General features: G+C 56.8%; 15 protein-coding genes. 3 read left to right on the top strand and 12 right to left on the bottom strand.

The window, feature by feature from the left end:
- Nucleotides 1-1,065 carry a DUF3089 domain-containing protein gene (locus tag LGH70_RS00810; RefSeq protein WP_226181760.1) on the top strand — a complete coding sequence of 355 codons (1,065 nt, stop codon included), beginning with the start codon at nucleotides 1-3 and terminating at the stop codon, nucleotides 1,063-1,065.
- A 137-nt stretch (nucleotides 1,066-1,202) separates the two neighbouring features.
- Here the strand turns inward: LGH70_RS00810 and LGH70_RS00805 are convergent, their stop codons facing one another.
- From LGH70_RS00805 to recA, 10 genes are all read right to left on the bottom strand, one after another.
- Nucleotides 1,203-1,373: a hypothetical protein gene (locus tag LGH70_RS00805; protein ID WP_226181758.1), complete on the bottom strand. Its 171-nt coding sequence runs from the start codon at nucleotides 1,371-1,373 to the stop codon at nucleotides 1,203-1,205.
- Nucleotides 1,374-1,597: 224 nt separating this feature from the next.
- Entirely contained in the window at nucleotides 1,598-2,434 is an 837-nt protein-coding gene (gene tsf, locus LGH70_RS00800; protein WP_226181756.1) for a translation elongation factor Ts, read from the bottom strand.
- Nucleotides 2,435-2,585: 151 nt separating this feature from the next.
- Nucleotides 2,586-3,353 (bottom strand): 30S ribosomal protein S2, encoded by a 768-nt coding sequence (rpsB, locus tag LGH70_RS00795; RefSeq protein WP_226181754.1) that lies wholly within the window; start codon nucleotides 3,351-3,353, stop codon nucleotides 2,586-2,588.
- An 18-nt stretch (nucleotides 3,354-3,371) separates the two neighbouring features.
- Nucleotides 3,372-3,758, bottom strand: a complete 387-nt coding sequence (rpsI, locus tag LGH70_RS00790; RefSeq protein ID WP_100337369.1) for a 30S ribosomal protein S9 — start codon at nucleotides 3,756-3,758, stop codon at nucleotides 3,372-3,374.
- 39 nt (nucleotides 3,759-3,797) lie between these two features.
- Entirely contained in the window at nucleotides 3,798-4,250 is a 453-nt protein-coding gene (gene rplM, locus LGH70_RS00785; protein WP_226181752.1) for a 50S ribosomal protein L13, read from the bottom strand.
- A gap of 209 nt (nucleotides 4,251-4,459) precedes the next feature.
- Nucleotides 4,460-5,176: an RluA family pseudouridine synthase gene (locus tag LGH70_RS00780; protein ID WP_226181750.1), complete on the bottom strand. Its 717-nt coding sequence runs from the start codon at nucleotides 5,174-5,176 to the stop codon at nucleotides 4,460-4,462.
- Between the two features lie 36 nt (nucleotides 5,177-5,212).
- Nucleotides 5,213-6,292, bottom strand: a complete 1,080-nt coding sequence (locus LGH70_RS00775; RefSeq protein WP_226181748.1) for a sensor histidine kinase — start codon at nucleotides 6,290-6,292, stop codon at nucleotides 5,213-5,215.
- A gap of 96 nt (nucleotides 6,293-6,388) precedes the next feature.
- A complete protein-coding gene (locus tag LGH70_RS00770) occupies nucleotides 6,389-7,087 on the bottom strand; it encodes a response regulator transcription factor (protein WP_226181746.1) in 699 nt (232 codons plus the stop codon).
- A gap of 289 nt (nucleotides 7,088-7,376) precedes the next feature.
- A complete protein-coding gene (locus LGH70_RS00765) occupies nucleotides 7,377-8,201 on the bottom strand; it encodes a DUF3108 domain-containing protein (RefSeq protein WP_226181744.1) in 825 nt (274 codons plus the stop codon).
- 206 nt (nucleotides 8,202-8,407) lie between these two features.
- Nucleotides 8,408-9,493: a recombinase RecA gene (gene recA / locus LGH70_RS00760; protein ID WP_226181742.1), complete on the bottom strand. Its 1,086-nt coding sequence runs from the start codon at nucleotides 9,491-9,493 to the stop codon at nucleotides 8,408-8,410.
- A gap of 270 nt (nucleotides 9,494-9,763) precedes the next feature.
- Here recA and LGH70_RS00755 point away from each other — a divergent pair, with 270 nt between their 5' ends.
- Nucleotides 9,764-10,867: a hypothetical protein gene (locus LGH70_RS00755; protein ID WP_226181740.1), complete on the top strand. Its 1,104-nt coding sequence runs from the start codon at nucleotides 9,764-9,766 to the stop codon at nucleotides 10,865-10,867.
- A 9-nt stretch (nucleotides 10,868-10,876) separates the two neighbouring features.
- On the opposite strand, the gene LGH70_RS00750 is transcribed toward LGH70_RS00755, so the two are convergent.
- On the bottom strand, nucleotides 10,877-11,464 hold the full coding sequence (locus LGH70_RS00750) for a GNAT family N-acetyltransferase (RefSeq protein ID WP_226181738.1): 588 nt from the start codon (nucleotides 11,462-11,464) through the stop codon (nucleotides 10,877-10,879).
- A gap of 200 nt (nucleotides 11,465-11,664) precedes the next feature.
- Here LGH70_RS00750 and LGH70_RS00745 point away from each other — a divergent pair, with 200 nt between their 5' ends.
- Nucleotides 11,665-12,552 (top strand): SDR family NAD(P)-dependent oxidoreductase, encoded by an 888-nt coding sequence (locus tag LGH70_RS00745; RefSeq protein WP_226181737.1) that lies wholly within the window; start codon nucleotides 11,665-11,667, stop codon nucleotides 12,550-12,552.
- 76 nt (nucleotides 12,553-12,628) lie between these two features.
- Here the strand turns inward: LGH70_RS00745 and LGH70_RS00740 are convergent, their stop codons facing one another.
- A complete protein-coding gene (locus LGH70_RS00740; protein WP_226181734.1) occupies nucleotides 12,629-13,075 on the bottom strand; it encodes a hypothetical protein in 447 nt (148 codons plus the stop codon).
- Nucleotides 13,076-13,171: the final 96 nt, after the last annotated feature.

Raw genomic sequence — 13,171 nt, 5'->3', positions numbered from 1 at the left:
ATGTCCTGTTCATCTGTCTTACGGTCAGTGTATCTGAGTGCCGCCTTGCTCGCGCTAAGTGGTCTGAGTTCCTGTCTGAAGGTTATTAAGCCCGGCAAGCAGTTTGCCGATTACCAGCCCGCCACCATTCCCGACTACGCGCAGCCCGACAACTGGGCCGCCTTGCCCACCCGCCGCGACTCGGCCGACCTCGTGCCGCTGGGCCAGGGCCTGCGCGACAACCAGCCGCAGGCCCTGGCCGACGTGTTCTACGTGCACCCGACGACGTACTACAAGAGCTTCTCTTGGAATGCCGACCTGGCCGATGAGCGCCTCAACCGCTTTACCGACAACAGCACCATCCGGAAGCAGGCCACGGTGTACAATGCGGCGGCCCGCGTTTATGCGCCGCGCTACCGCCAGGCCACGCTCTACTCATTCTTCGACGAGAAGACGCCCAACGGCAAAGAGGCCCTGAACCTGGCGTACTCCGATGTCAAAGCCGCTTTCCAGTACTATCTGGCCCACTATAACCAGGGGCGTCCCATCATCATTGCCGGCCACAGCCAGGGCACCTTCCACGCCACGCGCCTGCTCCACGAGTTCTTCGACAACGACCCCAAGCTGCGCAAGCAGCTCGTGGTGGCTTACCTTATCGGCTTCAAGGTCAAAACCGACGAATACCAAACCCTGCGCCCCTGCCAGGATTCCACTCAAACCGGCTGCTACGTGGGCTGGAACTCCGTGGAATGGGGCAACGAGTACCCTCCCTTCGCTGGCGGCCTGGCCACCAACCCGCTCACCTGGACGCTTGACACCGCCGCCGCTCCGGCGCATCTAAACAAAGGTGGAGTCCCGCTCAGCTTTGCCCGCATCGATACGGCCGTGGTTGGCACCAAAGTTCACAATGGTCTGCTCTGGATCAACGTCCCCAAGCCCATTGGCTACCCCCGCTTCCTGCTGCCCGGCCAGCCCCAGCTGCGCCACTCCTTCCATATTGCTGACTATGCCCTGTTCTACCTGAATCTGCGCCGCAATGCCGTGGCTCGAGTGCAGGCGTACACCGCCCAGCCCCAACGCCCGTAAAGCTCCCGTATGAAGAATATCAATTGGCCCCGTTTCTTGATTGGCCTGCTGTTTTTGCTGTTGCTGGCCGCGCTGGCCAAGAATTTAATTGGTGGTGCGAGTCGTAGGAAGAATTCTCATCCGGCTACACAGAGCCATTAACTGATTCTGCCTTCCAGGAACATATCAAATACTTTCCGGAAGTGACTTAAGTAGCCTGTGGGTCCACTTTGATTGTAGGCTTCGATGTTCGTCCAGAACTTTTCTTCATTGAAGCCAACGAAATCAGTAGCTGCCTGCAAAGCAAAGTTATGCAGCAGATAGGCCACCGAACCGGAATACTTGAGTTGATTATCCCGCTGTTCAGCTGTCCAGGTATCAGGTAAAGCTGATTCAAAAATCGGAGTAGTCCGAATGTCAAGCAGGAACTAATACAGCAAGTATCGGTACGCATTCTTCCTTCTTTCTTCCATAGCTGCTTTTGGAATTGTAAATAACAAAAAGCCCCGCCGACCTAATGCCAGCGGGGCTTTTCTAGTATTGAGCTTAAAGCTTAGGCACCGATGGCCACGCGCTTGAAGTCGGTTACGGTCATGCCTTTCGACGTTTTGTCGAGCAGCTGAGCGATGGTCAGCGAGTTGTCTTTCACGAACTCCTGGTTCAACAGGGTGTTTTCCTTGTAGAACTTGTTCAGCTTGCCCTGAGCGATTTTCTCCAGCATAGCCTCGGGCTTGCCTTCGGCACGCGCCTGCTCTTTGCCGATTTCGATTTCGCGCTCGGTGATGGACGAATCCACACCGTCTTTGTCAACGGCAACGGGCTTCATGGCTACGATCTGCATAGCTACGTCGCGACCTACGGCGGCGGTGTCGGCACCACCTACGTTCTTCAGGCCCACGAGTACGCCTTTCTTGCTATCCGAGTGGATATAAGAAGCTACTTTCTCAGCGGTGAGCGTAGCGTAGGTCAGGTCCAGCTTTTCGCCGATTTTGCCCATCAGGTCGGTGATGTGCTCCTGAATGCTCAGGCCATCTTCTTCCTTGGTGGAAAGCAGGTCTTCTTTGGTAGCAGCGTTGGTGCGCACGGCAGCATCCAGAATGCGCTGTACCAGCTCGCGGAAGTTGGCAACCTTGGCTACCGACTCCGTTTCGCAAGCCAGAGCTACCAGCTTGCCTGAAGTGCCATCTTCGCTTACGGCTACGGCTACAAAGCCTTCCGACGTTTCGTTGTCAGCACGCTTGTCAGCAATTTTCTGACCCTGCTTACGCAGAATGTCACGCGCAGCTTCGAAGTCGCCATTGGCTTCGGTCAGCGCTTTTTTGCAATCCATCATGCCTGCACCGGTCATGGTGCGGAGCTTGTTCACGTCTGCGGCGGTAATTGCGGCCATTCTTGTGAGAGTTAAGAGGGGATGTTATGAGAATAGAACCCGGAAACTGTGAGGTTCTGAATAGACTAGGCAGGAGGGAAGCACCTAAAGAAAAAGGGAACACCGGAGCCGAGTGCTTCGCATGTTCCCCTCTTCTCATTCGGTAGCAGGACTATTCGTCGGCAGCCAATTTCTCTTTGATGCCTTCGTCTTCCGACTGCTTCTTGTCGGCTTCGTCCTTGTCAACTTTGCGCTCCGACAGGCCTTCTTCGATAGCCTTGCTGATGATACCTACGATCAGCGAAATAGACTTCGAGGCGTCGTCGTTAGCAGGGATGGGGAAGTTTACCAGCTCAGGGTTCGAGTTCGTATCGCAGATAGCGAAAACGGGAATGCCGAGTTTCTGGGCTTCTTTAACGGCAATGTGCTCACGCTTGACGTCCACTACGAACAGGGCAGCGGGCAGGCGGCTCAGGTCGGCAATGCCGCCCAGTACACGCTCCAGTTTCTCCCGCTCGCGCGACAGCATCAGACGCTCACGCTTGGCAAGTGCTGCGTAGGCCGTGTTTTCCTTCACCATCTTGTCGATGGTGCTCATTTTCTTCAGCGACTTGCGAACCGTGGCGAAGTTGGTGAGCATGCCACCCAACCACCGGTCGGTAACGAATGGCATTTTCAGGCGCTTGGCCTCTTCGGTAACGATTTCCTGAGCCTGCTTCTTGGTCGCAACGAACATTACTTTCCGACCGCTCTTGGCGATGTTGCGGATAGCAGTGGCGGCTTGCTCCAGCGAAACCAGGGTTTTGTTCAGGTCAATGATATGGATGCCGTTCTTCTCCATGAAGATGTACGGCGCCATTTTGGGGTCCCACTTACGCGTAAGGTGACCAAAGTGGGCACCTGCGTCGAGCAGTTCTTTATACGTGGTGGACTGAGCCATGATAAGGTTCCTCTGGGTTTAGCGTTTCGAGAACTGGAACGAACGACGCGCTTTGCGCTTGCCGAACTTTTTGCGTTCCACCATGCGGGGGTCACGGGTCAGGAAGCCTTCTTTTTTCAGGGCGGGACGCACTTCGGCGTTGTCACCCACGAGGGCTTTCGAGATGGCCAAACGGATGGCTTCAGCCTGAGCCGAGATGCCACCACCGCGCACGTTCACCTTGATATCATACTGGTTGAGCTGCTCAACCGTATTCAAAGGCTGGTTCACGATGTTTTCCAGGAGTTCATTGCCAAAGTAGGCTTTCATTTCCCGGCCGTTGATAGTGATATTCCCTTGCCCGGCTTGCATGTAGATGCGAGCCACCGAGGTTTTTCTTCTACCAGAGGTGTTGGAGATTTCCATTAATGAAAAATTAGAGAAAAAAAGGAAAGCGGATTAGGCTTACAGGTTCTTCAGATCAACAGCGGCGGGCTGCTGAGCTTGGTGGGGATGCTCGGCACCTTCGTACACGAACAGGCTGCGGAACTGCTCACGACCCAGACGGTTGTGGGGCAGCATACCGCGTACGGCGTGCTCGATAACGCGGGTCGAGGATTTCTCCATTACCTCACGCATCGACTTGCGCTTCTGGCCACCTGGGTAGCCGGAGTGCGACACGTAAATTTTTTCGGTCATCTTTTTACCCGTCACGCGCAGTTTGTCGGCGTTGATAACGATAACCGAATCGCCACAATCAGAGTTGGGCGTGAACGAGGGCTTGTGTTTGCCGCGGAGGATGTTGGCAATTTGACTGGACAGACGGCCCAGGGTATTGTCACCAGCATCAATCACGACCCAGCCCTTGTTGGCGTTGGCTTTGTTGACGGACACCGTCTTGAAGCTCAGATGATCCATTGGGGAGTTGAGTAAGCGTTTGAAAATGAGAGAGAACCCAGCGAGGGTTCGGGAAAAACGGACACAAAGTTACCCTTTTTCACTTACTAAGCAAAGGGCTGAACAGAATTATCCGCTTAAAACCCATTCACTTACCTGCTTTAGCCATTTTGGCGGTTGGCTGTTACGGCCGAAATCAGCAGCGTTTGTTCCTAAAAGAGCATTAATGCTTAGCTATACTGTCGGAGAGTATCGACCAGCACCCGGAAATCTTTGGGATAAGGTGCTTCCACAGTGACTTCCTCCCCCCCGAGTCGGGCAAATGTAAGCTTGGCTGCGTGCAGGGCGAAGCGCTTAATAAAGGGCTGCTCTTCCTCGCCGTCCTTCATGTTGAACTTCTTCTTCAACGTCGAGAGGTAGAAGTCTTCCCCGCCGTACACTACGTCGCCCACGATGGGCGCCTGCAGATACATCAGGTGCAGCCGGATCTGGTGCATACGGCCGGTGATGGGCACGCACTGTACCAGCGTGTGGCGGGCGAAGGGCTCGAGCGTAGTGAAGTAAGTTTCGGCGGGCTTGCCCTTGTAAGCCAGCCGCGCCTTGCCTTTGGTCGTGGTTTCGATGCTGCGGTCGACGAGTTTGTTGTCGAACTGGTGCACGCCCCAGGCCACGGCGTGGTAAAGCTTTTTCACCTCGCGGTTCTCAAACTGCATCGATAAGTGGCGGTAGGCCTCCGGGTTCTTGGCCAGGGCTAGCGCCCCCGAGGTTTCCTTGTCGAGGCGGTGGCAGGCCTGCATATCGTCGCTGTACTCGCGGGCCATGCGCAGGATGTTGGGCGCGCCACCCACCCGCTCGTCGAGCGTGGCCAGAAACGGCGGCTTGTTGATGACCACGAAATCGTCGTCCTCGAACAGAATCAGGTCCTTAAAATCGATATTCTTCTTCATAGCGGGCCGCAAAGGTACGCCGAAGACTTGGGAAGCTCAGGCTTCGGGCGCACTAACTTCCACGGCGGCTTTGGGGCTGCGGGGCTTGGCGAGCTTGAACTCCAGGGTAGTACCTACGCCCACCTCGCTATGCACCCGAATCACGGACTTGTGCGCCTCCACAATGTGCTTGCTGATGGCCAGGCCCAGGCCCGAACCCCCTGAGTCGCGGGAGCGGCTTTTATCGATGCGGTAGAATCGCTCGAAAATGCGGTTCTGGTGCTGCTTGGCAATGCCTTCCCCATCGTCGCGCACGGCTACCCGCACCGCTTTGCCAGCCTCTACCAAACTGACGGTGACATGCCCGTTTTCCTTGCCGTATTTAATGGCATTGTCGATCAGGTTGACCAGCACCTGCCGGATGCGGTTGCGGTCGGCCAGCACCAGCAGGGGAGTTGTCGTCAGAGCCGGCGGGAAAAGCTCCAGCGCCACGTGGCGCTGCACCGCTTTCAGCTCTAGTTGCTCGAATATCTCCCGCACCAGTGCCGCCAGGTCAAAGCTGTGCTTGCGCATGCGCACAACGCCCTTTTCCAGCTGCGAAATCGTGACTAAGTCCTGCACCAGGGCATCGAGCGTATCGAGGCTGGTGGCGGCTTTGTTCAGGAACTTCTGCCGCAGGAAATCGTCGTCCATATCACCATCGAGCACGGTGTGCAGAAAGCCCTGGGCCGCAAAAATTGGGGTTTTTAGCTCATGCGACACATCGGCCAGAAACTCGCGGCGCAGTACCTGCAGCCGCTTCAATTCGTCAATTTCCCGCTGCTTGCGCTCAGCCATTTCCAGGATTTCGTCGCGCATGCGCTTCAGCGGCTCGGGCCGAAACAGAAACTTGTTCGACAGCTTCCGGAACTCCTTGCGCTTGATGTTCTCGAGGCCAGCGTAGATATTGTTGATTTCCCGGAAAATCAGGGCCTCAAACGAGAGGTATACCAGCAGAAAGCAGGCCGCCACGGTGATGCCCGTCGCCAGAAAAGCCTGGCGGAAGGGCAGGGTAGGCGCTACCCAGGCAAAGGTGCCCAGCACGCCGGCCACAAGCAGCGCAATCAGACTAGCAATGGTGCGGGACGAGAGGTTCACGCGCGGGAAAGGGTAGATTTCGGGTGATAAAAATACGACTGCCACCCCAGGAAAGGAAGGATGGCAGTCGTGGTACTTCGGTAGGCTTCCGTGGGCCTAGTCGGCGTTGAACTTGTAGCCTACCCCTTTGATGGTCTGGATGTGATGGTCGCCAACTTTCTCCCGGACCTTGCGCACGTGCACGTCCACGGTGCGGGCCAGCACGAAAACGTCGTTGCCCCAGATGTTCTGCAGCAGCTCTTCGCGGCCAAATACCTTGTGGGGCGAGGCGGCCAGGAAAGCCAGCAGCTCAAACTCCTTCTTGGGCAGGGAAATCTTGCGGCCTTCCTGGAACACGGCAAACCCGGTGCGGTCAATCGTCAGCCCATTGATTTCGATGGTCTCCGACACGGCCGACGTGTCGTGGTCACGGCGCACGTAGGCGGCCAGGCGGCTCATCAGGGCCCGGGGCTTGATGGGCTTGGCAATGAAGTCGTCGGCGCCGGCGTCGAAGGCGGCTACTTCCGAAAACTCTTCGGCGCGGGCGGTCAGGAAGATGATGTAGGTTTCCTTGAAGCGACTCATGGCCCGCAGCTGCCGGCAGGTATCGATGCCATCGAGGTGGGGCATCATCACGTCGAGCAGCACGATGTCGGGGCCGAACTGGGGCGCAATTTCCAGGGCTTTGCGGCCGTCGGGGGCGCTGGCCACGAGGTAGCCTTCTTTGCGCAGGTTGTATTCAAGCAGTTCCACGATGTCCGGGTCATCATCAACTACCAGAATCTTGTAGGCGTTGGAGGAAGGAGTAGGGTGCACAGGTCGTGGGGTTTGGGGGTAAAAGAAAATGCGCGAGGACAAAAATACCTCTTGCCGAATGGTGGCGCGTGTTACCTTTTTGTGAACAGGGGCCGTCGGTCGGGCTATCGCCGGCTGGCAGTGCCGGTTCGGAATGAGGCTTTGCAAAAGCAGCGTGGTGCTTTTCTTCGGCCTGGTTTCAGTCAGCGGCATAGCGTGGAGCTTGGTTGAAAAGGTGAGACAAGAGCGTGGGCACTATCGGCAGGGCATAAAAAAAGCGACCCGGGCGGGGTCGCTTTTAGAAACGGAGTCAATTTTTAGCTACCAGGTTCAGCCGGTTTCGCAGGCCCTGGTACTTATACATATCGACCTTCACGGAGCCGACAAACATTTCAGCCTGAAACAAAACCGGGATTTTATTCCGGTCGTCGGAGAGGTAAACCGAAACGGCGTTTTCTCCTTTAAAGATCTTATTCTCGGGCATCTTCGGGACCAGGCGGATGGCGCGAATCACACCGGCCTTGGTTTCGACCGTTTCTTTGCCCTTGTAGGTCACATCCATGTTGAAGACCTCGTCGTCGAAGAAGCCCTGCACCCGGATGACCTCGCCGACTTTGCGGTTGTCGTAGTTGAGCGTGCGCAGGAAATAAAAGCCGCTGACGATGTCCTGAATGTTGTCGGGCGTTTTGAAGGTGCCTTTCTTAGCCGGGTCCTGCTTGCGGCGGGTTTCTACCTGCACCACGTTTTTTTGGTGGTCGAAGTCTATGGTTTCCTTTTTGCGGTAGCTGTTCTCCTCAATGCTAAGGAAAAAACGCTGGGGCAGAATGCTGGTCGTGTCGATGTAGGAGCGCCACGTGTCGCGGATGCGCAGGAAGAAGTCGAAGGAGCCGGTGGTTTTGCCCGTCACGGTGGCTTTGTAGCAGGGCCGGTCGTTCACCTTCTGAATCTCGTCCGACAGCTCCACCGTTGCCTCAGCGGCATTGATCAGGCCGTAGTGCACTTTATAGCGCAGCACTTCTCCCTTGGCGAAGCTGTGATTGGGAACAATACGCTCGGTTTTGGTCGTGTTGAACGACCAGAGTATAGCGCAAAAAGCAAGTAGCAACGGGGAAAACAGGAGCCAGCGACGGTTCATGGAAAACGGCAAAATGGTTTTGGCCGATGCTTATTCAAACGAGATGCCAGCAAAGATACCAGTAACCACAGAAACTACATCGTACTTGGGCAAAAGGAACGAAAATGCTCGTGGAGAGTTCCGCTGCCCTTTTTCAGCCTAGTAATATACGCACAAAAAAAGCCTCCCCGCTTTCGTAGGAAGGCTTTTTCGATGAACGGGGGAGTTTACTCGTCGTCGTCCTCGGCAATCGACTCGTCGGTGGGAATGGCGGCCAGCGCAGCAGCAGGCTCACCCTTCACCATGTCCCGAATCTTCTGCTCGATTTCGTCGGCCAACTCATGGTTGTCGAGCAGAATCTGCTTGACACCTTCACGGCCCTGGCCGAGGCGGTTGCCATTATAGGAGAACCAGGAGCCCGACTTGGCAATGATGCCCATGTCGACGCCCAGGTCGAGAATCTCGCCGACTTTGCTGATGCCTTCGCCGTAGATGATGTCGAACTCAACCACTTTAAACGGTGGCGCTACTTTGTTCTTCACCACCTTCACTTTCGTGCGGTTGCCGGTCACGTTGTCCTTGTCTTCCTTAATCTGGCCGATCCGACGGATGTCGAGACGGACCGAAGCGTAGAATTTCAGGGCGTTACCACCGGTCGTGGTTTCGGGGTTACCGAACATCACACCAATTTTCTCGCGCAGCTGGTTGATAAAGATGCAGCAGCAGCCGGTTTTGTTGATGGTACCGGTGAGCTTCCGCAGGGCCTGGCTCATCAGGCGGGCCTGCAGGCCCATCTTGGAGTCGCCCATGTCGCCTTCCAGTTCGCCTTTGGGCACCAGAGCGGCTACGGAGTCAATAACGATGATGTCGATGGCACCTGAGGAAATCAGGTGGTCGGCTATTTCCAGTGCTTGCTCGCCGTTGTCGGGCTGGGCAATCAGCAGGTTTGTGGTGTCAATACCCAGCTTTTCGGCGTAGGTTTTATCGAAGGCGTGCTCGGCGTCGATGAAGGCAGCAATGCCACCTTTCTTCTGGGCCTCGGCGATGCAGTGCATCGTGAGCGTGGTTTTACCGCTCGATTCCGGACCGTAGATTTCAACGACCCGGCCGCGGGGCAGGCCGCCGATGCCGAGGGCAATGTCAAGACCGAGGGAGCCGGTGCTGATGGCCGGAATATCGACCACGCGCTCGTCGCTCAGCTTCATGACAGTGCCTTTGCCGTAAGCTTTGTCAAGCTTATCCATCGTGAGCTGAAGCGCCTTCATCTTCTCGATGTTGGGATTGACAGCTTTATCAGTGGTGGGTGCAGCCATTGGAATGGGGTTGGGGATAAATGCTTAGGTTTGGTGAATGTAGGCGTTTTGAGCCGCTAAAACAATCCGGGCAGGGCCTTTTACGGCATCCGGACCGGGGTGTTTCTGGCCGGCAATGGGTAACACAACCGGACTATATTTTGTCCCCGCAATGCTAAAAAAATTTGCTGAATTTCGGTCTATCCAGTAATGCTAAAATTTTTGTCAAAGATACTCCCTGATTGCCAGGCAAAACCAGTTTGGTTGGCTTTTATTTCCTTGGTTTTTTTGTTGGCTGCTGGTTCCCAAAGCCGCGCCCAATTGAATAACCGGGCCTTTTACCGGCTCATCGACATCAAGCCCGAGTACGACCAGCAGCTGCGGCTCGACGTCAGCGCCCTGGTGTTTAATAAGGACAACGAGTACTTCAACAAGATTGACGAGGGCCGCACCTACTACGGGACGCAGCTGGCTACCCGCCTGGTGTACTTTCCGAGCCCGAAGTGGCGGCTGGAGGCCGGCGTGTTTCTGCTGAAGGACTTCGGTACCGATAATCTGCGGCAGGTGCGGCCCCTGTTTACGGCCATTTATCAGCACGGTCGGCACCGGCTGCTGCTGGGTAATATCCAGGGTAACGTGCAGCACGGCCTCATCGAACCGTTATTTGACTTCGAGCGGGTGCTGTTCCGGCCGCTGGAAGAAGGCAGCCAGTATCAGTTCACGTCCCGCCGTCTCAAGCTAGATGCCTGGGTTGACTGGCAGCGGCAGCAATACCGCTACAGCGACTTTCAGGAAGAAGTAGCCGGCGGGTTGGCCGCCGAAGCCACCGTGCTGGAAGACTCCCTAGGCTGGCGGGTGGGTATTCCTTTCCAGTTCACGGGCTTTCACCGCGGCGGACAGATTGATACCATTCCTAAGCCGCTGCAAACGTATTTTAACCTGGCCAGTGGCCTGCGGCTGCGCAAAAAGCTGCCATCAGATATATTCCAGGCCGTTACGTTCGATGGCTACGTGACCCAGTTCATCGACTATTCCTTTACGCAGGAGCTGCCGTTCAGCAAGGGCTATGGCCTGTACCTGAATGCCGGCCTGAACACGCGCCTGTCGGACCTGCAGGTGGCCTACTGGAAAGGCAATGGCTTCTTTGCCCCGCTGGGCGGACGCTTATACCCGTCCATTTCCTCCACCGTCAGTGACCCCAGCTATACCGAGCGGCACCGGCAGCTACTGATTCTGCGGGTGCTGAAAGACTACCAGCTGGCCGATAACATCGTGCTGACCACGCGGTTTGAGCCCTTGTATGATCTAGGCAACAAGTCCATTGACTTCTCTTTCGCGATGTACCTGAACTTCAACCAGGACTTTCTGCTCACCACGCTGCGGCGCACGAAGTAGGTCTTGCGTTTAGCGCGGCAGAGCCGCATCAGCGGCCGTGAGGTGGTAGTAGTGAATCTCCGGCTGATTGCGGGTGAGCCACACCCTTGGCCGCGGTGGTAGGCGTCGAAAGCCGGCCCGTTCCGCCACGGCACAGCTGCGAGGGTTGGTAGCGTAGCAGCGAATATCGAGGCGGGTAGCGCTGATGGGCGGGCGGAAGCCAAATGAAGCGGCGGCGGCCAACGCCTCCTGGGCGTAGCCCTGCCCTTCAGCGGCAGTTGAAAGATAGTAGCCGATTTCGGCCGTTACAGCACGCCCCCAGACGGGCTTCAGGCTGATGTCGCCGAAGTATTGGCCGGAGGCGGAATGCCAGATGCCAAATACGAACAAGCGCCGCGTCTGCCAGTCCTGAGTGTAAGCCTGCACGACCTGCCGGGCGTCGGCCAGATTCTGCACGGCGGCCATGCGGGAGGGAAAAGCCGCCAGCAGCCGCGCCCGGTCCTGGTCGATTACGGCAAAGAAGTCCTCGGCATCGGCGGGCGTGTAGGGGCGCAACGTGAGGCGCGGCGTAAGTAGGGGCGTACGGGCGGGGGCTGGGGGCAGCTCAGCAATACTCATAGGGATACGGCCGGAACACCTATGCCTACACGTAGCCGCGCCCGGAAAGTTGGGGTACGGCGGCCCAGGGCTGATAACCTCTCCCGCCAGAGGCCGTTATGTTTCAGAGTGGCCGTGGCCTCTGGCAGCCGGGCGCACGTTGACCTGATCCATCTAAAGCGGGCTGCCACCTTATTCTACCCCAACCAACACCAGCAGTTATGAACAGAAGACTTGAAGGCAAAGTAGCCATTGTGACGGGCGGCGGCGCGGGCATCGGCGAAGCCATTTGTAAGAAATTTGCCAAGGAAGGCGCCCATGTCGTGGTTGTGGGCCTTGCCGAAGACCCCGTAGGCGACGTAGCGGAGGAAATTGTGGCCGCCGGGGGCCGAGCCGTGGCTTTCTCCGGCGACATATCCAGCCAGGCCACGGCCGAAGCCTGCGTGCAGCTGGCCCTCGACCGGTTTGGCAAGCTCGACGTGCTGGTCAACAACGCGGGCGTGTTTCCGGCCACCGACGAACTGGACAAGTACCCGGTGGAAGCATTCGAGTACATGATTAAGCACAACATCTACACCGCGTTTCACATGAGCCGCGCGGCGTTGCCCTACCTGCAGAAAACCCGGGGCAATATCATTTCGGCCGGCTCGGAGGCCGGGCAGATGGGCTCCCCCAACATTACGCCCTACGGTGGCACCAAAGCCTGGGTCATGACCTTTTCCAAGGGCCTGGCCGTAGAGCAGGCCAAGTACGGCGTGCGCGTAAACTGCGTAGGGCCCGGCCCCATCGATACGGCTTGGACGCACAAGGAAACCGGCCCGATGGATAAGAAAATGGAAAAGAACACGGTAGAAGGTGTACCCATGGGCCGCCGCGGTACCCCCGAAGAAGTTGCCAACGTCTACCTGTTCTTGGCTTCGGATGAGGCCAGCTATGTCACGGGCGCTACCTACTTCGTGGACGGCGGCGTGACTTCCTCCAAGAGCCTGTCGGGCGAGGAAGTGCCCAGCGACCTGAAGAAGGAGCCCGCCGGTGAGCTGGTGTTGGCGCATTCCCAGGATGGCCACGCCGAAATCAGGCCCCAGGATGCCGGGCGAATGAGTAGTTAGGCGTTGTCTGAACTCTGAGCCAACAAAAAAGCCACCCGGGTTCGGGTGGCTTTTTCGTTGCCGGAAAGCAATGCTTTTACTTTTTCAGGGCAACGCTGGTGCTCAGGTGCGGATGTTTGTACTGCACCGGGCTGCCCAGGGACTGCTGGGTGCGCATCACGTTCACGAGGCGGGCCGTTTCGTTGAAGTATTCCAGGCGACGAATCAACATTTCCTTAAGCAGCACGCGGCCTTCGGGCGTGCGCATAAACGCGCGCTTATCTTCCAGAATGCGCTGCATGACGGCTTCGGTCTGGGCTTTGTGCTGGGCATATTGCTCGTCAAACTCGGCCAGCCGGGCCAGGCCCTCGGTAGTAAGCCGGTAGCTGGCGCCGCCCTCGTTCAGGACTTCGCAGAGCACATATACTTCCAGGGGCAGCGAAATTTCCAGGGGCGTCGTGCGCAAATCAAGGCCGGCCCGCAGCGCGTCGAGAATGATGTCGATGTTGCGCTCAAATTGCTGATAGTAGCCGAGAACTTCCACAGGTGAAAAAGTTGATTGTTGACAGTTGATTGTTGGGCGTTAATTGCTGATTGTTGGCGGATACGGTCAATAATTATCAATCAGCAATCAACAACT

The sequence above is a fragment of the Hymenobacter nitidus genome (assembly GCF_020447315.1).
In the GTDB taxonomy this organism is placed as follows: Bacteria; Bacteroidota; Bacteroidia; order Cytophagales; family Hymenobacteraceae; genus Hymenobacter; species Hymenobacter nitidus.
The sequence above is the reverse complement of the archived record's forward strand: the minus strand, read 5'-3'. Positions and strand labels throughout refer to the sequence as shown.